The following is a 17,305-nucleotide window of genomic DNA, read 5'->3' as shown; positions in this document are numbered from 1 at the left end:
CGTCTGCGACCGCCGCCGCACAACTACCACCGCACAACTATCGCCGCCCGCCACGCCACCGCCGCAGTACCACCGCCTGTCCGCCGCCGCACCACTTCCGCCCATCTGCGACCGCCGCACAACTACCGCCCGTCTGCCACCGCCGCCCACGGCTTCCGTTCGCCGTCCACAGCCAACGCATCGCCACCGCACCAAGGCCTCGCCACCATCACCTGCTTGCGAACCACCCACCACCGCCGACCGCCAACGCCGCACCACCACTACCTCACCGCCGTCCCTGCACCACACCTGCATCGCCATCGTCCGCCGACACTGCACCACGTCTGCATCACCACCGTCCGTTGATGCTGCACCACGTCTGCATCGCCACCGTCCGTTGATGCTGCACCACGTCTGCATCGCCACCGTCCGTTGATGCTGCACCACTGCCTCGCTGTGCGCGGACGCCGCGTCTCGCGGCGCCGTTGCCGTTTGTTGTGGCACCCGTGTCACCGCCGCATTCTTTCGACCTGGTTCCTCTGGGTGGAGGTGGCACGCCGGGCGGCGGGGTTCGCCGTTCAGCTGTGACTGGTCTGACCAGTGGACTAGGTAGCAGTGGGGCACTAGGTTTGTCGCACCACACCGCCGTGTCAAGACGATCGGGTGTGTCAACACGATTGGAGTGCACCGGATGACAAAGACGCCGCGGTTTGAGCCGGTGCAGCCGATTCGCGCGTACCAGCGGATCGTCGAACAGGTGGAGGATCAGCTCGCCCGGGGCGAACTCACGCCGGGTCAGCGGCTCCCCAGCGAGCGTGAACTGGTCAGCCAGTTCGCCGTCAGCCGCTCGACGGTCCGCGAGGCGCTGCGGGTGCTGGAGAGCAACGGCGTGGTCCGCTCCCGGGCCGGCGATCCGAACGGTCCGGAGGTGCTGCCGTTCTCCCAGGTTGCGCTGCGCCGGCAACTGGTCCGGCTGGCTCGCGTCGACGAGCTGACGCTGAGCGAGCTGATCGGCTTCCGGATGATCATGGACGGTGCCGCGATCCAGGTCGCGTCCCGGCTGCGTACACCGGAACAGCTGGACGAGCTGGAGGCCACGCTGGTCGCGATGCGAGACGCGATCGACGTCGACTTCGACGCGTTCAGCCTGGCCGACCTCGCGTTCCACGAGCTGATCGCGCGGATCAGCCGGAACACGCTGATCCAAACCTGCAACGAGGTCGTCCGCGGCGTCGTACTCGGCCTGATCTCGGACAAGATCGCGCACGCGCCGAACAGCCGCGCGCTGATGCTCGAGTCACTGCATCACCACGCCGAGGTCGTCGACGCGATCCGCGACGGCAACGGACACGCGGCCGCACGCATCGCCCGGCAGAACATGTACGACTACTACGCCGGTTACGTACCCGACGCCGACCAGGAAACCCTCCAGGCCCTGATCGAAGACTGACCCACCACACACCGCCCGCCACCCGCCGCACACCCGCCCGACGAGTGCCGCCCGCACCCGCCGCCGCCCCGCGGCTCGCCACCCCCGGCCCGCACCCCCGGCCCGCACCCCCGGCCCACACCCCTGGCCCGCCACGCGCGGCGCGACGAGTGCCGCCCGCTGGATGCTCCGCGGCAACGTACGCGCACTCGCCGTCGTACGCGAACTGGTCCAGCTCACCGAGCACGCCGCGCACGCCACGCACGCCACGCACGCCGCCCCAGGTCCATTTGAGAGGTTAACGTCCCGCGATGCCTGTTCACCGACCGCATGCGGGCCGCGAAGGGTGCATCTGAGAGGTGAACGCCTGAAACGGCACGCAAGCGGTCGGGGCGCACGCGTGCCGTCGGCGCGCAGGTGGTCGCGGCACGCAGGCGGTCGGGGTCCGCGCGGGCGCGGCTCGCGGACGGTTGGGGCCTGTGCGGGCTCGGGCAGTTGGAGGCCGGGGCACGGGCAGTTAGAGGCCGCGGCACGGGCAGTTAGAGGCCGGGGCACGGGCGGTTGGAGGCGCCGGCGCGGTTGGTGCTGCTCCGGCGGGTACGTGCGCCGGTGTTCCGAGTGGATGGAGCCCGGTGAGCGCTGCCTCCGCTAGTGCTCCACCGCGGCTGCCGCGAGGCGCACGCCGCCCCCAGCCGGTGTCGCCCTGATGAGTGCTGCACAGGCTGGGCGCTGAACCGGTGTTGCTGGCCCGGTGCGTGGTGAACCAGCGAGTGCTGGACCACTGCGTGGACCGGTGGGTGCCGGATCCGTGCGTGCTGGCCTCGTACGTGGCGGACCAGGTGCGTGGCGGACCCGGTGCGTGGCGGACCCGGTGCGTGGCGGACCCGGTGCGTGGCGGACCCGGTGCGTGGTCGACCGGTGCTTGGTGGGCCGGTGCCGGGCGGCAGGAGGCGGTTGGCGGTGCGCGCCTTCGCCGTCAGGAGCCCGCCCGCTCCGAGGCGAAACTGCTTCCTGCCGTCCGGTACGGGTCCTCAGGTGTCGTGCTCGAGGATCCGGACTCGGGAGACCTTCAGCAGCTTCCTGGCCTTGGTGCTCCAGTCGGAGCACAGGAAGCTGGCCGCGGTCTCGGGCCAGGCGACCACGACCACCTCGTGGCTGCCGGTCGTCTTCACCATCTGCATCAGTGCCAGCAGCACCTCGCCGTGGGTGATGGACACGTGCACCGGGTCGCGGCTCGCGGCCCGGAGCCGGCGGGAGCTGTGCTCGATCACCGAGCCGAGATCGACGGCCGGGTCCGCGAGGGTGGCCACCGGTGTACGGGTCGGTGCCGGCGGGATGACCCGCGCCGACGGAACTGTCGCCGAGCCGATCACGGTCGCCGAACCGGTCATCCCGGCAACGTCCGCGAACGTCGAACCCAGCAACGCCATCGGCCCACCGAACCCGATCTCCGGATGACTGGAGACCAGCAGGTGGTACTCGACGGCGTCCTCGTACCTTGCGTGCAGGGCGGCAACGCGGCGCGCGTCGCCCTCGCTCATCTCCCGCTCGATGAGCACCACCACGTCGTACGTCATTCGTGGCTCCCTTCGCCAATTCCGTTGTACTCCTGGACCCGGGTGCGCCAAAACCGGCCCCGCGTGTGTCACGGAATTGTCAAACTCCTCTCAGGAGGCTCCCAGACTCGCCCGGGCGCGGGTGTCAGGCGCCAGCCCGGCCAGCAGCTGCGGCGCGTCGACCAGCGCCACGCTGCCCCGGTCGAGCAACCGCGGGTGCAGCGCGAACACCTCGGTCCCCGGCCGCGGCGTCACGTCGCCGGTCAGCACCGCGACGAAGTCGGACCGGCTCGCCGCGTCCTCGTCCCACGCGCGGTCCGGCTCCAGCCGAGCCGTCACCCGGCGCGCGAACGCCGCGACGTCCTCGGCCACGTCCCGGAGGTAGCCGACCACCGAACCGTCGGCACAGCGAACCGCGATCTCGTCGGTCCGGGCGGCGGCGTGCCAGCAGCAGATTTCCCACAGGCTGACCCGATCGCCCGAGCCGTACACCTCCTCCAGCGTCGCGGACATCAGTCCGAGCCGGCCGCCGTACCGGGCGATGTTGTGGCCGTACCCGGCCGCGCCGAGGTTGACGTCGTACCAGCGGAGCTCCTTGGTCCGCAGGTCGACACCGAACGGCATCAGGATCTTCGCCGGACCCGACAGGTCGAACCGCTCGTCGACCGCGGCCGGGTCGAACAGCCCGTCCGGTTGCCGCATCACTCCGACGAACCCGCGCTCGAGTACGTCGAACGGGACGTCGTTGTAGCTGAACACGACCGGCAGTACGTACCGGCCGCCGACCCGCCGTAGCGCGCGGAGGTCGAGATCCACGAACTCGGTCGAGCCGCCGCCCGGCGCGGGCGCCGAGGTCAGGTCGCCGGAGTGCACCAGCGCATCCTCGTCGAACCGCAGCCGGGTGTAGTCGCAGAGGCCGACGAAACCCCATTCGTCATCGAACACCGCTACCGACAGGTCCAGGTCGATCCGCCGGCCGCTCGGCTCGACCCAATGCAGGAACAGCCGCAACATCTCGTCCTGCGGGATCGGCACCGCGCTCCCCCGCGTCATCCGCAGCAGGCTCGACGACGCGGTTCGCTCCGAGGCGGGCGCGGCCAGGCGGGTCAGTTCCTCGTCCAGGAACGCGCGGCGCCACCGCGGAAGATCCGTTGCCCGGCGCAACATTTCGCCGGTGAGTACGCCGGACAGCGCCGACGCGAGCCCGGACGGGATCGGTTCACGTTCGTCGACCGCGGTCCAGACGCGGGCGGTCGCGCCGCGTGGGAAGAACAAGCGCAGGTCGCCCGGTGGCGTACGCACCTGGCCGAGCGCCGCGGTCAGCACGGCCGGCGACACGTCCGACGCGGCGGTCGTCAGCGCCTCCACGAGCAGCGCGTGGTGCTCCGGTGGAAGCGTGCGCGCCAAGTGCACCAGGCGGCGTACGAGCTCGCCCGGACGTTGGCGAAGCAGATCGAGCGCCTGATCGGGCCGGTCCCGCGCGAACGCACTCTCCACCCGCGCGGCGAAGGTTGTCATCACCAACCGACCATCCGCGAGGCGTACGAACGGGTGCCGCGACGCCTCGGCCGCTATCGCGCGTCCGGCCGGCGTACTCAGCTCCAGATCCGTGCGGCGCAGGATCGCGAAGGCCAGCGCGGCGACCGGGAACCGGGCGGCGAACTCGAAAGGATGCAGGTTCTCCGCGATCCGCTTCCAGGCCCGCTCGTGCCGCAGCAGGTCCTCGATCAGGGTTTCGGCCGGCATCCGATCCAGTCGCTGGAGGAGCAGTCGCCGGGTCGCGCGTGGCAGTGACTTCCGGCGGGCTGGTGGCGTACGTAGGCCCGGGTCGGCGTCCATCAGCGCGTGGATCAGGCGAAGAACATCGGTAGCGGTATCCGTACGGTCGATCAGCTCCGGATCGTCCGGCAGGAACCGGGCCAGCACCAGCGCGCGGGTTTCGCGTACGGGAATGTCGGCGGGCAACCAGGACGAGTCTGCTCCGTCGAGCAGGGTGAGTAGGTCGGTGCGGTCGGACGCGGAGAGTGGCGCGCGGCGCTGCAGGAGCGCCTCGGCGGTTTGCCGGGCGGAGTCGCGCGTTGCCAGGGACAGCAGCCGGAGGCGGTCCGAACGGACGTGCGTTGGCTGCTCCGCCTCGGCGGACGGCTGCAGGAACGGGTCGTTTGGGTCGATCCGGCGCAGGCACAGCGGGCAGGCGCTCAGGTCGGCGCCATCCCAGCAGGTACGGCAGACCAGGTGGGCGCACGGTGCAACCGGATGGACCGTTCTGGTGTCACCGCACAAGACACAGGGCTGGTCTGACTCCTGGAGGAGCCGGGCGAACACTCTGTTGATGTAGAAGGTCTCGGTGTTGCCAGGGACGGACTCCGGGAAGTCACGGAACAGTGGAGTGTGCTCAGTGTCGAACCCGGACTCAGCGTCGAGTAGGTCGAGCAGCGCGACGCCGAAGCCGGCTAGCGCGGGTGCGGAGAGCGCACTGCAGTGCCGGTAGAGGTCGACCGAGAGTAGGTAGCCGCGCTGGATCAGGTCGGCCTGTAGCGCCGACAGGCCGGCCTGGATCGTCAGCGGGCGGCGCAGCCAGTGCCAGGCCGAGCGCCGGACCGGTGGGGTGAGCGCGGCGGCGTCGACGAGGTTGCGGCGGCGCAGCAGGACGGCCGTCAGCGGAGTGACGGCTCCCGGCCTGGCGCGAGCGTGCCGGTTGTCCGGTGCGTCAGGCGCATCCGGTGCATCAGCTGCGGCAGGCATGGCGGCTCCCCCGGTGGGCAGTGCGGACAGCGCCAGGGGCGGAGAGCGGACGCGCTACTTGGCCTGGTGAAGGAGAAGGAAGCACGTCCAGGAGCCGCCCCTGGCACCAAGAACGCTACCGGCGGCCACCGACAGTTTCGGATCGGCAGGCACCGCTCCGGGTGCGGACCGAGGGTTCACGGGCCGGAGGATGGCTCAGGCGCTTCGTTGATTGGTCGGCGCAACTCTCGGACGGACAGGGCGGCCAGCACGGCAGGCAGTATCCATAGGACACCCTTCACGGCGATGACTGTGGTTTGCCGCGTTTCCCAGGTCTCTCCCTGAAGTTGCGCTTCGACCTGCCTCCAGAAACTCGAGGGGGTCATCGGCCGGCCGGGAGGTCACAACGTCTACGAGTGCCAGTGCGCCTTCAGGCTGCTTTCGCCATCCACGTCAGCTCCGGGACCTGCGGTGGCAGCGCATCGCCTGTACGTCGGCTGTGCCCGGCGAGCGGCGACGGTCCGGCGAGCCGGGCCAGCGTGGTCCTGAGTCGCCGAGCTTCCGGCTCAGGGCGCCGGCCCGGGGCCGGAAAGAAGAGCTCCGGTAGCGGGGTCGGGGCCGCCCCGCCCAGACCCCGCTACCGGAGATCTCCAGAGTAGAACGTGCACCCAAACGGCGCCTCACCGGGTCCTCGATTCGGTCCGGAGCTGGCACTGATGCGCCGCCGCCGCGGCCGGGTCGATCACCCTCGGCAGGCGGCAGTGTACGCATTGTGCCCGGCGCGGGCCGTGACAATTCCAGGTACAGTGCAACTGACGGAATTCCGTACCGTCCGGATTCAATCCGTGACGATTGCGGTGAAATGTAAGAAACGGGTAAAGAATTACCCGGGGTTACCAGTCGTTGCCGCCGGCGAACCAATCGTTACCACCAGCTACGAACCAGTCGTTGCCACTCCCGGTGAACCAGTCGTTACCGCCGCCGCGCCGGGCGGAGCGGCCGGTGAACCAGTCGTTTCCCCCAGTCAGCCAGTCGTTTCCGCCGCCGGTGAACCAGTCGTTGCCGGTGCTGGCGATGCGCATGGTGTTCTGCATGATTTCGACCCTTCTGATGACCAACTGGTGGAATGCCCTGAACTTCGGAGTGACCTGACGTGAACGTCCAGTTACGATGAACGCATAAACCGCTCGGATCGACCGTGTGAGGGCTGCTGATGATTCTGATCGGTCGGAGCAACTGGTTGCCACCCCGGCAATGGAAGCTCTGGTCGTTGCCGAGAACAGCATTGGCTTATGTGCTCGCGATCGATGTGATCGCGGTCACGATCACCGCCCTCGCCGTTCGCAGTACGGTGAGCGGCCCGCATCCCGGGGTCCGGCACGCGGAGTGGGTGGCCTTCGTGGTGCTTGCCGCGACGTCGACGCTGCATCTGGAGTCTGCCCGCAGCATCGAGCGCCGACGCGAGATGGCGGCCAATACTTCCCCGCACACCAATCTGAAGTGCCTGTGGACGTTCGCGGCGCTGCTCCTGCTCCCGCTGTCCCTGGTCGTCCCGCTGATCGTCCTGTCGTACTGCTACTCCTGGTTCCGCGTGTACGGGCGGACCGTCGCGCACCGGAAGGTGTTCTCCGCGTCGACGTACATCCTGGCCAGCGCGGCAGCCGCTGCCGTACTGCGCGCTGGGGGCCTGCTGGGCGCTCCGCGGGTGCCTACCGGCTTCTGGTCGCTGCTGGTGGTCGTAGCCGCTGCTGCGACCTGGTGGCTGGTGAACTACGCGCTGGTGATCGGTGCGATCCTGCTGTCGAGTCCGGAGGCCACTGCGCGCCAGGCGCTCGGTGAGCTGTCCGACCAGCTTGTGGTGTGTGCAGGGCTTGGGCTGGGCGTGGCGATCGCTGCGATCCAGTCGTCGTACCCGTGGGTCGTTCCGGTGCTGATGGTGACGGTGCTCGCGCTGCACCGGGATCTGCTGCTCCCGCAGTACCAGCGTGCAGCCGGTACTGACGCGAAGACCGGTCTGGCCACGTCCTCGTACTGGGCGAGCGCAGTGCCCGCCGAACTCGCTCGTGCGGACACGCTGCGCAGTACTGTCGGTCTGCTGTTGCTGGACCTCGACAGGTTCAAGGAGATCAACGACACGTACGGGCACCCGGCTGGTGACCAGGCACTGCGTGCAGTGGGACAGGCGATCCGCGCCGAGGTCCGGAACGGCGATCTAGTCGCGCGGGTCGGTGGAGACGAGCTGGCGGTGCTACTGCCGGGTGCGTCCGAGCCAGAGGTGCTGGAGATCGCGGACCGCATCCGCGAGCGGCTGGTGAGCCTCAGTCTGTCGGTCAGTACGACCGGTCGGGGCATGGCAGTCATCAACGGCGTACCGGCCTCGTTTGGCGCGGCCATCTACCCAGAGGTGGCCACGACGATGGACCAGCTGGTGCTGGCGGCCGACGACGCGCTGCTGACTGCCAAGCGGGCCGGGCGCAACCAGATCGTCGCTGCCCGGCCGCACCCGGCCACTGCGGAACAGCCGGAGTCCGAAGACTCGGACCGGTCCGTCAGCGACTGACTCTGATCAGGGCCTTGCCGCGGAGGGTGCGACCCTCTAGTGCGCGGTGCGCGTCAGCCACGTGCTCCAAGTCGTATACCTGGTCGACTACCGGCTTCAGGTCGCCGGCTGCTGCTCGGGCGATGACATCAGCGCCGGTGACCGTTGTGGTCGTACTGTCGGCGCGCAGGTCCATGATCCCCTTGACGGTGATGCCACGGCGTACCGCTTCGTCCGGGTCGATGGCGGCGAAACCACCACTCGGAGCACCATGCGCTGACATCCATCCGCCGTCCGCGGCGGCCCGGAACGCGGCCGCGCCAAGTTCGCCACCAGCGCCGTCGAACACGATGCCGGCGCCCCGGTTGCCGGTCGCCTCTAGTACGTCCTTCTCCCAGCCTGGGCGGCTGTAGTCGACAAGTACGTCCGCACCCTGCGTACGACTCAGCTCCAGCTTCTCGTCGCCCCGGGCGGCCGCGATCACCTGCGCACCGGCTTGGTGGGCCAGTTGGATCAGTAGTAGGCCCATGCCGCCGGCAGACGCTGTCACTAGTACGTCCTGGCCGGCCATCGGCGGGGCGAGCTGTTCGAGCATGAGGGCCGTGAAACCGTCGCCGTACACCGCGAGCGCGGTCTGGAGGTCCAACTCGGGCGGTACCTCGACCAGATCGGTCGTCGTCAGCGCCAACTCGGCCTGCGCCCCGAACCCGATAGCGCGGCCGACGACGGTCTTTCCGATCCAGTCCGCCGGTACGTCCGGGCCGACCGCGCGGACCGTGCCACCCAGCGCGCCACCGGGAACGTACGGTGGCTGGACGTCGAAGAACTTGCCGTGCTCCCCGCGGCGGATCGCGGTCTCGACGAAGATCACATCGGCGTACCCGACTTCCACCAGCACCTGTCCGGCGGCGGGCACCGGGTCCGGAAGCTCACGGGTCTCGATCACGTCCGGACCGCCGAACTCGGTCACTACTGCTGCACGCATGACTGCCTCTCCAGTATTCGACTTTCAGTAGTACCGAGCCTGCTACCTCAACTTTTGTTGAGGTCAAGGTTCAGAAGTTGTCGGCGCGCCCGCGTACTGTGCGGACATGCTGAACGCCGTCTTCATCCCCGCCGACCCGCCACGCGCGGGCCGCCTGGCGCTGTACGGCGACCTGACCGCGGCCGTGCCCCCAAACGGCACCGCCACCCTGGCCCTGCCCCAAACCACCACCGTCCACCAAACCACCGTCCCCGCGCACCTGATCGACATCCCCACCCTCCTCACCCGTCTGACCAGTTCGCCGGCATTGCGCGATCCAGCGGCACTGCGCGATCCGACGGGATTGGGCGATCCGACGGGATTGAGGGATCCGGAGGCGCTGGGCGGTCCGGCCGCATCGCGCGATCCGGCGGCGTCGGAGGGTTGGGCGGCGTCAGAGGGTTGGGCGGCGTCAGAGGGTTGGGCGGGGTCGGTCAGTTGGCAGGCGTGGCGGGCGGCTGGGCTTGCTGGGCTGGGGTTGATCGGGCGTGGACGGTTGGTGCCCGACCACAGCCCCGCCGGGTACGGCGCCTGGCGAGTTGCACCGCTCGAGCCGCTCGATCTTGCTTGGCTTCGAAACCTCAGCGCCGCGATGCCGCCGTACGCCTATGCGGTCCCGATCGAAGGCACCGACCCACTCCGCGTCGTCGAGCCCGAGGAGCTGATCCGCGCCTTCTGGGACGCGCTCGCCGACACCCTCGTACGCACCCCTGCCGCCGCGCTGACCACCCACCCGAGCGCAGCCCCTTTCGCCGCAACCAGCCCGACTCCCATCGAAGGCCCCACCGCCTGGCTGGACGAAACCACCCTCACCGAACAAGCCGGCACCCACCTCGTCCTCCGCATAGAACCCCCCACCACCTCAGACGAGCTCACCCCAGAGCACCCCAGCTCGGCCGACACCACTCACAAAAACAAGCACCCCGCCGCGGACCTGCACGCGGACCTGCACCCCGCCGCGGCGCCTCACGTCGACCTGCACCCCGCCGCGGCGCCTCGCGCGGACCCGGACACCACGGCGGCGCCTCACATGGACCTGCACCCCACGGAGTTCCGGGCCGTGTTGCAGCTTCGGAGTGGGGTGGATCCGAGTTTGCTGATCGATGTCGCCGAGCTCTGGAACGCGCCGTCCGCCGTGCTCTCGGCCCTCGGCGAACGCGCGGAGACCGACCTGCTACTCGCTCTCCGCCGCGGCGCCCGCGTCTGGCCGCCGCTCGGCGCCGCACTCACCGACGCGGCGCCGGAGCACATCACCATCGACGACACCGCCCTCGAAGAACTCGCCGAGGGCAGCGCCGCGCTGGAGGGCGCCGGCATCGAAGTGCTCTGGCCGACCGAGCTCTTCGCGGGCGAGCTGGCGATCCGCGGCACCGTCGCAACCCCAACTCCAGGCGCCGTCACCGGCCCCGACTTCAGCCTCCATGAGCTGGTCGCGTTCCGCTGGCGGCCCACTGTCGACGGCGAGGAGCTGACCGAGGCCGAGATCTCCGCCCTGGCCGAGGCCAAACGCCCGATGATCCGGATGCGCGGCCGCTGGATTCGGGTCGACCAGGACCTCGTCCGCAAACTGCGCGACGGTTCCACGCGCCGGTTGACCGGCGCCGAAGCGCTCGGCGCCGCCCTCACCGGAACGATCGACGTCGACGGCGAGCTGGTTCCGTTCGACGCGGGCGGTTCGCTCGCGGCGATGCTCACCCGGCTGCGTACCGCCGAGGAGACGCCTCCGTTCACCGACCCGGCCGGCCTTCGCGCGACCCTCCGCGACTATCAGCGCCGCGGCGTCGCGTGGATGGCACAACTCGCCGACCTCGGCCTCGGCGGTTGCCTGGCCGACGACATGGGTCTGGGCAAGACCATTCAGGTGATCGCCCTGCACCTGCACCTCAACCGCCGCGGCCCGACTCTTGTTGTCTGCCCGTCGACCCTGCTCGGCACCTGGGAGCGCGAGTTCGCCCGGTTCGCCCCGGACGTCCCGACCCGCCGCTACCACGGCTCCGGCAGGAGTCTCAGCGAGCTGGAACCGGACGAGGTGGTGCTCACGACGTACGGCGTGGTGCGCCAGGATCACCGCGTCCTCGGTGAAATCAGCTGGGGCCTCGCCGTCGCGGACGAAGCGCAGCACGCGAAGAACCCGCTGTCACGGACCGCACGCGCCTTGAGAACGTTGCCGTCAGCAACCAGGATCGCCCTGACCGGTACGCCGGTGGAGAACCGGCTGTCCGAGCTCTGGTCGATCCTGGACTGGTCAGCACCCGGCCTGCTCGGCACCCTCGACCGGTTCCGCCAGGACGTCGCCGTGCCGGTCGAACGCTTCCACGACGAGGAGGCGACGGCTCGGCTCGGCCGGGTGACGCGGCCGTTCCTGTTGCGCCGGAAGAAGAGCGACCCCGGGATCGCGCCGGAGCTGCCGCGGAAGTCCGAGCACGATGTCGTCGTACCGCTGACCACCGAGCAGGCCACGCTGTACCAGGCCGTCGCGAAGGAGACGCTCGCCAAGATCGAATCGGCGGAAGGTATCGAGCGTCGCGGGCTGGTGCTGAGCCTGCTGACGCAGCTGAAACAGGTGTGCAACCATCCGGCCCAGTTCCTGCACGAGAAGGGTCCGCTCGAGCGGCGGTCCGGCAAACTCGCCGCGCTCGACGAACTGCTGGACGTGATCCTGGCGGAGGGCGAGTCGGTGCTGATCTTCAGCCAGTACGTGGAGATGTGCCGGCTGATCGAAGCGCATCTCGCGGCGCGGCAGGTGCGTACGCTGTTCCTGCACGGCGGCATCGGCGTGCGGAAACGGGAGGACCTGGTCGAGCAGTTCCAATCCGGCGCCGCGCAGGTGTTCCTGCTGTCGTTGAAGGCCGGCGGTGTCGGGCTGACGCTGACGCGCGCGACGCATGTCGTGCATTACGACCGCTGGTGGAACCCTGCCGTCGAAGATCAGGCGACGGACCGCGCGTACCGCATCGGGCAGGACCGGCCGGTCCAGGTACACAGGTTGGTCACCGAGAACACGCTGGAGGACCGGATCGCGACAGTCATCAACGCGAAACGGGACCTGGCCGATGCTGTCGTCGGATCTGGCGAATCCTGGCTGAGCGAATTGTCCGACACCGAGCTGACCGAGTTGGTCGAGTTGTCCACCACACCGGCGAAGTCGGGCTCGGCGAGCGCGTACAACCCGTCCAGCGTTGGCAAATCTGGCGGTGAGCCGGGTGATTGAGGTTCGTGGAGCTGGTGGTGGGCCAGGTGGCTGACGAGGAGCGTACGCCCTGGCAAGGCTGGCGGCGGAAGGGTGAGGACGCCGGGCTGCCTGCGGCGAAAGGGCCTGGCAGTCGGCGTACGTTCGGTGCGACCTGGTGGGGTCGTGCGTGGCTGGACGCGCTGGAGCAGCGGGCTCGGCTGGACCCGGGTCGGCTGTCGCGCGGGCGCTCGTACGCGCGCCGGGGCAGTGTGCTGGAGCTGACTGTTGCGGCTGGCGAAGTACAGGCGATCGTGCAGGGCAGTCGCAGCACGCCGTACCAGGTGACCGTACGCATCCGCGCGTTCTCGACGACCGAGTGGGATGCGGTGCTGAAGATCGTGTCGACCCAGATCGGCCGGGTCGCCGCACTGCTCGACGGGGAGCTTCCGCCGGAGGTGGTGGATGACGTACGCGCAACTGGTCTTGATCTGCTGCCCGGTGCCGGTGAGATACACACTCATTGCACTTGCCCTGATTTCGCCGTCCCGTGCAAACACTCCGCCGCCGTCTGCTACCTGATCGCCGACGCCCTCGACGAGGACCCTTTCGCCCTGCTCCACCTACGTGGCCGCTCCAAACAAGACCTCCTCACCACCCTCCGCACCCGCCGCTCCCACCCGACCACCACCCTCCCCACATCGCCCCGCCCCCGAGGCATCCCAGCCCTAGCTGCCTTCGCCACCCACGCCCTAGCACCAGTTGATGCCGCCGCCTCAAGTGAGACCGGCAGCTCAGGTGACGCCACCAGCTCGGGTGAGACCGGCGGTTCAGGTGAGACCGCCAGCTCAGGTGACTCAGCCAGCTCAGGTGAGGCCGGCGGCTCGGGTGGGGCGGGCGGTTCAGGTGAGGCCGGTGGTGATGCTCCCACAGCAGGTGATGCGCGCACGTCAGGTGCGGTCGGCGGTCGCGGTGGGGTTGCGGTTCCGGCCGTGGGGCGGGTGTTGGGGAAGGCGGGGACGCCGGTGGCGGTGCGGGTGTTGGAGCCGCCTCGAGGTTCGGGGATCGAGGTTCGGGAGTTGGTTGCGCTCGCTGCCGACGCGGCTCAGCGGGCTTGGGAGTTGGCGTCCGGTAACGGGGACGGCGCTCTCGACCTGACCTTCGAGCAGGACCTCGCCCGCCGCGCATCTCATGTACTCGGTACACCGGACCTCGCCGACCTCGCCCACCGCGCCGGGATCTCCGCCCGCCAACTGACCACCTGGGCCGCCGCCTGGCACGAGGCCGGCCCCAGCGGCCTCACCGTCACCCTCGACGACCCGCACGACGCAGCCCCCGAAGCGGTGACCGAAGCCGAGCAAGCCCTCCAGCCTTTCGGCCCAACCACCACTCAAGCCAACCGGGTAACCGCCGGCAAACTCCAACTCCGCCTGGGCAAAGACAACCTCTGGTACCGCTTCGACCTGCAGTTCAACGACTGGACCCTCACCCGCCCACCCACAGCCGACCCCCAAGACCTCCTCTAAGCTCCACCCCGAGCCATCCTGGGGGGACATCCATGCGCCGCATCATCACACTCGCCGCCACCGCGGGCCTCGCACTAGCCCTGCCCGCCTGCGACCCGGCCACCACGCAACAATCCAAACCGTCCCCAACCCCAACCCCCGCCGCCAACCTCTGCGACCAAGTCCGCCCCCACCTCCCCGGCACCTGGACCACCGAATCCGGCGCGCCGAGCACCGCCGCACCTCTCTCGGACAACTGCTCGCTGGTCGACTCCGCACAACCCGCCCGCCGCATCCGGGTCTCGCTGTCGGTCTTGCCTGTCACCGACAAGCAGGCTGCCGCGTACCGCAAGCACGACGAGTCAATGGCGGCATCGGGAGGCTACGTCGCCAAGGTCACCGACGGCGGTGCCGGAGCCGGCTCCTGGGCACTCGAGCCGGCGGCCGCCGCGCCCTGGCTCGTCTTTCGGACCGCCAACCACCAGGTCCGCCTGCGGATCGAGAACGCCGGGGCCGGCACGATGGCTGACCTCCGCTTGGTCGCGCGCACTGTCAACGACCTGTCCGGCCGTCTCTCGTCGATGCCAGCGGTGATTGCCAGGCCTGAGTGCGAGCGGGGTACGTCTGCTGCCGAAAACATCCTCGGCGGCAAAGCCGTTGTTCGCCGCGACGCCGTGGTCGACGGTCGCCTCTGGTGCCAGTGGGGTTCAACTGCCCGTACGGCGTGGGTCAGCTCAGGATCAGCCGGTTCCGACGCATCGATGGCCTTCGTTGAAATCAAGTCCGCGGGCACCGGAGCGCTCCGGCCCGCGCACAAAGTCAGTGTCGGCGCCGAGGGGTGGCAGCAGGACGATGGCCTGCTCGCCTTCCGTACGAGCTCCGGCGCGTACGTGATGGTCGGTTCCACGCCGGGCGACGAGATGCGTCCGATCCCGATCGTGACGCTCGCGCGGGCGATCGCGCCTGCGTACGAGTAGGTCAGCGGTTGACGTACGCGTGGGCCAGCCGGGTGATCAGGTCGTACGGGATGGGCTTGTTGAGCAGGAACTTGAGGGTGCCCTTGCCAGAGCGGTAGGGCTCGATGGCGGCGGCCAGGTCGTCGTCGACGGGTGGGATCGGGTAGAGGGCGACGTGCGCCTTCCAGCCGCTGAAATGGACGAGTGGGCGGTCGTCCAGGACGATCGTCGGGATCTGGTAGCTGATCTTCTCGCCGGCGCCTGGCACGGCGGCGTGGATCGTGCGGCGTACCTTTTCCAGCACCTCACCCACCTCCGCGGGGAACGACTGGATGTACTCGTCCACGGTCTCCATGGGTTACCTCCGACGACGTAACTCGGTGTACTTCTCCAGCTCAGGGATCAACTGGGCGGCGATCTTCGCGTGTCCGGCGACCGACGGGTGGACCTGGTCAGTGCAGTCGTCCTCGGTGATCCAGCCGGTCGAGTCGATGCATACCAGCTTCGCATCGTCGAGCGACCGCACCGCCGACCGGATCGTCTCGGCGTGTTTTCCGTTGAAAGGTGGTAACGACACGATCGTCGCAGCCGGGTACGCCGCGCGCACCCGCCGTACATAACCCGCATACTCCGCGACGTCCAGCGTCGGATCGTTCACGCCGAGGTTGACGACCACCACGTCCGACGGCTCGACCCGGTCCGCCCGCGAGCCGGCGTAGTTCCAGCCGAACGAGTCCAGCCCCGACGGCACCTCCCCGTTCCCCGGCTTGCTGATCCCCTGGCTGCCGAACCCGACCTGGTACGAGGTCGCGCCGAAGGCCCGCGCGGTCAGGTACGCGTACGAGGTCGTGCCGTCCGCGCCCTCGGACTCCGAATGCGTACTGAGCGAGCGCACGCCTTGGGTGATCGAGTCACCGTAGAACTCGATCCGCGGACCATCGGGCCGGCCGCTCAGCCGGAGCCGTGTCTTCGCATCGAGCACCAGCCCGGCGAACACGACCGCGCACCCGAACGGCGGGTTCCACCGGTTGGCATGCTCGTTCACATCCTTCACCACGACCTCGACCTGGTGCCGACCGTCGGGCGCGGACAGTTCGACGACCGGCTTCTCGATGATATGCAGTTCGGGCTCGCCGTCGTCGAGCGTTATCCACAGGTGCGGTGCGACGCTGAGACCGTCGGTGTCGAAGAGCAGTTGCACGCGCTGACCCGCGTACGAGAACGAGATCCGGGATCCGGAGTTGACCGTGACCGCGACACCCGGCTCCTGCCCCCACTGGCCTTCGAGGACAATGCGCGGATCGGACGGGGCGACGACCTCGCCTGGCTCGAACGGCACGGGCTGCTCCTTCATCTGGACGGTTTCACGCGGGCCGGTGCCGCCGACTGGTTCGCGCGGCTGTTTCGCGCGGTGTTCGAGGCGGCCGGTTGATGCGGCCGGAGCCATTCTGCCTGGCCGCTCACCACCCGTCCTTGCGAGCCCGCGCTTCGAACAGCAGGATGCCGGCCGACAGCGCCACGTTCAGCGAGTCCGCCTGCCCGAGCATCGGGATCGAGACCGCGCCGAACCCTTCGGCATGCCATTCCCGCGACAGCCCCGAGCCTTCCGAACCGACCACGAACGCGGTCGGGCCGTCGTACCGCGGGATTCGATAGCTGCCGGTCGCTGCCGGATCAGCTAGATGTACCTGGAACCGGTGCCCACGCAGCCAGTCCGCGGCGGCCGGGATGTCGTCGAACTCCAGGATCGGAGTCGAGAGGACGGTGCCGCGGCTGGCCGAGTACACGGCCGGGTGGGTCGGGCGGGCGCGGCGGCTGGTCAGGATCAGGCAGTCGACCTTCGCGGCGTCGGCGGTACGGATCAGGGTGCCGAGGTTGCCCGCGTACTCGACGCCGTCCGCGACCAGGACGATGGACTCCGCGGAGAACCGGAACGCCTGCGGACGCCACTGCGGTAGCCGGGCGATCGAGATCAGGCCGTCGGACCGGGTTTTGCGGGACAGGCGGGCGAGGAGTTTCGCGGAGATGCGGTAGACCTCGAGCGCGCGGTCGACGATCGCGCCGATGTCGTCCGGGGCGGCCTCCGGGCACCAGAAGAAGGCCTCGATGGTCGCGGTGGTGGTGAGCAGACGGTCGTGCTCCCAGCCTCCTTCGACCATGATCCGGCCGGGCGAACCGTCCTTGCGGAGGCTGAGCAGGTCACGGACACGGGGGTGTTGCGCGCCGATCGACGCGACAGGGTGCACAGTCATGTGCGGGCTCCGTACGGAGAGAATCAGCAAGCGCGCCGGGGACCCTGCGACAGGGCCCACACCGGCGGGGCGACGCCACCAGGGCGCCGTGGTACAGACGCGGCCTTCCCGACCGCATCAACCAAGGATTCTCATCACCCTCCGGATGCTAAACACCCCACTCCTCACCGTC

Annotated in this window: 12 protein-coding genes; 5 read left to right on the top strand and 7 right to left on the bottom strand. The window is 69.3% G+C overall.

All coding sequences use genetic code 11. From position 1 onward, the window contains the following. The first annotated feature begins 670 nt into the window (after positions 1-670). Positions 671-1,429: a FadR/GntR family transcriptional regulator gene (locus tag HDA44_RS02560; protein WP_184830974.1), complete on the top strand. Its 759-nt coding sequence runs from the start codon at positions 671-673 to the stop codon at positions 1,427-1,429. 1,010 nt (positions 1,430-2,439) lie between these two features. On the opposite strand, the gene HDA44_RS02555 is transcribed toward HDA44_RS02560, so the two are convergent. The 3 genes from HDA44_RS02555 to HDA44_RS02545 all read right to left on the bottom strand — a co-directional run bounded on the left by HDA44_RS02555 (position 2,440) and on the right by HDA44_RS02545 (position 6,782). After that, positions 2,440-2,985: a hypothetical protein gene (locus HDA44_RS02555; RefSeq protein ID WP_184830972.1), complete on the bottom strand. Its 546-nt coding sequence runs from the start codon at positions 2,983-2,985 to the stop codon at positions 2,440-2,442. Positions 2,986-3,075: 90 nt separating this feature from the next. Then, a complete protein-coding gene (locus tag HDA44_RS02550) occupies positions 3,076-5,709 on the bottom strand; it encodes an MXAN_6230/SCO0854 family RING domain-containing protein (protein ID WP_184830970.1) in 2,634 nt (877 codons plus the stop codon). Positions 5,710-6,581: 872 nt separating this feature from the next. Then, complete coding sequence (locus HDA44_RS02545) at positions 6,582-6,782, bottom strand: DEAD/DEAH box helicase (RefSeq protein WP_184830968.1); 201 nt, start codon at positions 6,780-6,782, stop codon at positions 6,582-6,584. Between the two features lie 119 nt (positions 6,783-6,901). Between HDA44_RS02545 and HDA44_RS02540 the strand changes: the two genes are divergently transcribed. Next, on the top strand, positions 6,902-8,248 hold the full coding sequence (locus HDA44_RS02540) for a GGDEF domain-containing protein (protein ID WP_184830967.1): 1,347 nt from the start codon (positions 6,902-6,904) through the stop codon (positions 8,246-8,248). On the opposite strand, the gene HDA44_RS02535 is transcribed toward HDA44_RS02540, so the two are convergent. Beyond that, positions 8,238-9,212: a zinc-binding dehydrogenase gene (locus HDA44_RS02535; RefSeq protein ID WP_184830965.1), complete on the bottom strand. Its 975-nt coding sequence runs from the start codon at positions 9,210-9,212 to the stop codon at positions 8,238-8,240. The genes HDA44_RS02540 and HDA44_RS02535 overlap by 11 nt on opposite strands. A 106-nt stretch (positions 9,213-9,318) precedes the next feature. Between HDA44_RS02535 and HDA44_RS02530 the strand changes: the two genes are divergently transcribed. From HDA44_RS02530 to HDA44_RS02520, 3 genes are read left to right on the top strand one after another with little or no spacing between them, the layout of a single operon-like run. Continuing rightward, positions 9,319-12,462: a DEAD/DEAH box helicase gene (locus HDA44_RS02530; RefSeq protein ID WP_184830963.1), complete on the top strand. Its 3,144-nt coding sequence runs from the start codon at positions 9,319-9,321 to the stop codon at positions 12,460-12,462. A 26-nt stretch (positions 12,463-12,488) separates the two neighbouring features. After that, positions 12,489-13,946 carry an SWIM zinc finger family protein gene (locus HDA44_RS36595; protein WP_337905596.1) on the top strand — a complete coding sequence of 486 codons (1,458 nt, stop codon included), beginning with the start codon at positions 12,489-12,491 and terminating at the stop codon, positions 13,944-13,946. 32 nt (positions 13,947-13,978) lie between these two features. Beyond that, positions 13,979-14,902: a hypothetical protein gene (locus HDA44_RS02520; protein WP_184830961.1), complete on the top strand. Its 924-nt coding sequence runs from the start codon at positions 13,979-13,981 to the stop codon at positions 14,900-14,902. A 1-nt stretch (position 14,903) separates the two neighbouring features. Here HDA44_RS02520 and HDA44_RS02515 read toward each other — a convergent pair whose 3' ends face one another. The 3 genes from HDA44_RS02515 to HDA44_RS02505 all read right to left on the bottom strand — a co-directional run bounded on the left by HDA44_RS02515 (position 14,904) and on the right by HDA44_RS02505 (position 17,133). Further along, on the bottom strand, positions 14,904-15,236 hold the full coding sequence (locus tag HDA44_RS02515; protein ID WP_184830959.1) for an iron chaperone: 333 nt from the start codon (positions 15,234-15,236) through the stop codon (positions 14,904-14,906). A gap of 3 nt (positions 15,237-15,239) precedes the next feature. Beyond that, positions 15,240-16,220: an SGNH/GDSL hydrolase family protein gene (locus tag HDA44_RS02510; RefSeq protein WP_337905595.1), complete on the bottom strand. Its 981-nt coding sequence runs from the start codon at positions 16,218-16,220 to the stop codon at positions 15,240-15,242. Positions 16,221-16,341: 121 nt separating this feature from the next. After that, complete coding sequence (locus tag HDA44_RS02505) at positions 16,342-17,133, bottom strand: TrmH family RNA methyltransferase (RefSeq protein ID WP_184830957.1); 792 nt, start codon at positions 17,131-17,133, stop codon at positions 16,342-16,344. Between the last annotated feature and the right edge of the window lie 172 nt (positions 17,134-17,305).

The organism is Kribbella solani (genome assembly GCF_014205295.1).
GTDB lineage: Bacteria > Actinomycetota > Actinomycetes > Propionibacteriales > Kribbellaceae > Kribbella > Kribbella solani.
This window is presented reverse-complemented; position numbering and strand designations above follow the sequence as displayed.

What these genes read in the sequence shown, in the direction of transcription:
- HDA44_RS02560 (WP_184830974.1), top strand. Translation starts at nt 671, where the DNA reads ATGACAAAGACGCCGCGGTTTGAGCCGGTGCAGCCGATTCGCGCGTAC.
- HDA44_RS02555 (WP_184830972.1), bottom strand. Translation starts at nt 2,985, where the DNA reads ATGACGTACGACGTGGTGGTGCTCATCGAGCGGGAGATGAGCGAGGGC.
- HDA44_RS02550 (WP_184830970.1), bottom strand. Translation starts at nt 5,709, where the DNA reads ATGCCTGCCGCAGCTGATGCACCGGATGCGCCTGACGCACCGGACAAC.
- HDA44_RS02545 (WP_184830968.1), bottom strand. Translation starts at nt 6,782, where the DNA reads ATGCAGAACACCATGCGCATCGCCAGCACCGGCAACGACTGGTTCACC.
- HDA44_RS02540 (WP_184830967.1), top strand. Translation starts at nt 6,902, where the DNA reads ATGATTCTGATCGGTCGGAGCAACTGGTTGCCACCCCGGCAATGGAAG.
- HDA44_RS02535 (WP_184830965.1), bottom strand. Translation starts at nt 9,212, where the DNA reads ATGCGTGCAGCAGTAGTGACCGAGTTCGGCGGTCCGGACGTGATCGAG.
- HDA44_RS02530 (WP_184830963.1), top strand. Translation starts at nt 9,319, where the DNA reads ATGCTGAACGCCGTCTTCATCCCCGCCGACCCGCCACGCGCGGGCCGC.
- HDA44_RS02520 (WP_184830961.1), top strand. Translation starts at nt 13,979, where the DNA reads ATGCGCCGCATCATCACACTCGCCGCCACCGCGGGCCTCGCACTAGCC.
- HDA44_RS02515 (WP_184830959.1), bottom strand. Translation starts at nt 15,236, where the DNA reads ATGGAGACCGTGGACGAGTACATCCAGTCGTTCCCCGCGGAGGTGGGT.
- HDA44_RS02505 (WP_184830957.1), bottom strand. Translation starts at nt 17,133, where the DNA reads ATGACTGTGCACCCTGTCGCGTCGATCGGCGCGCAACACCCCCGTGTC.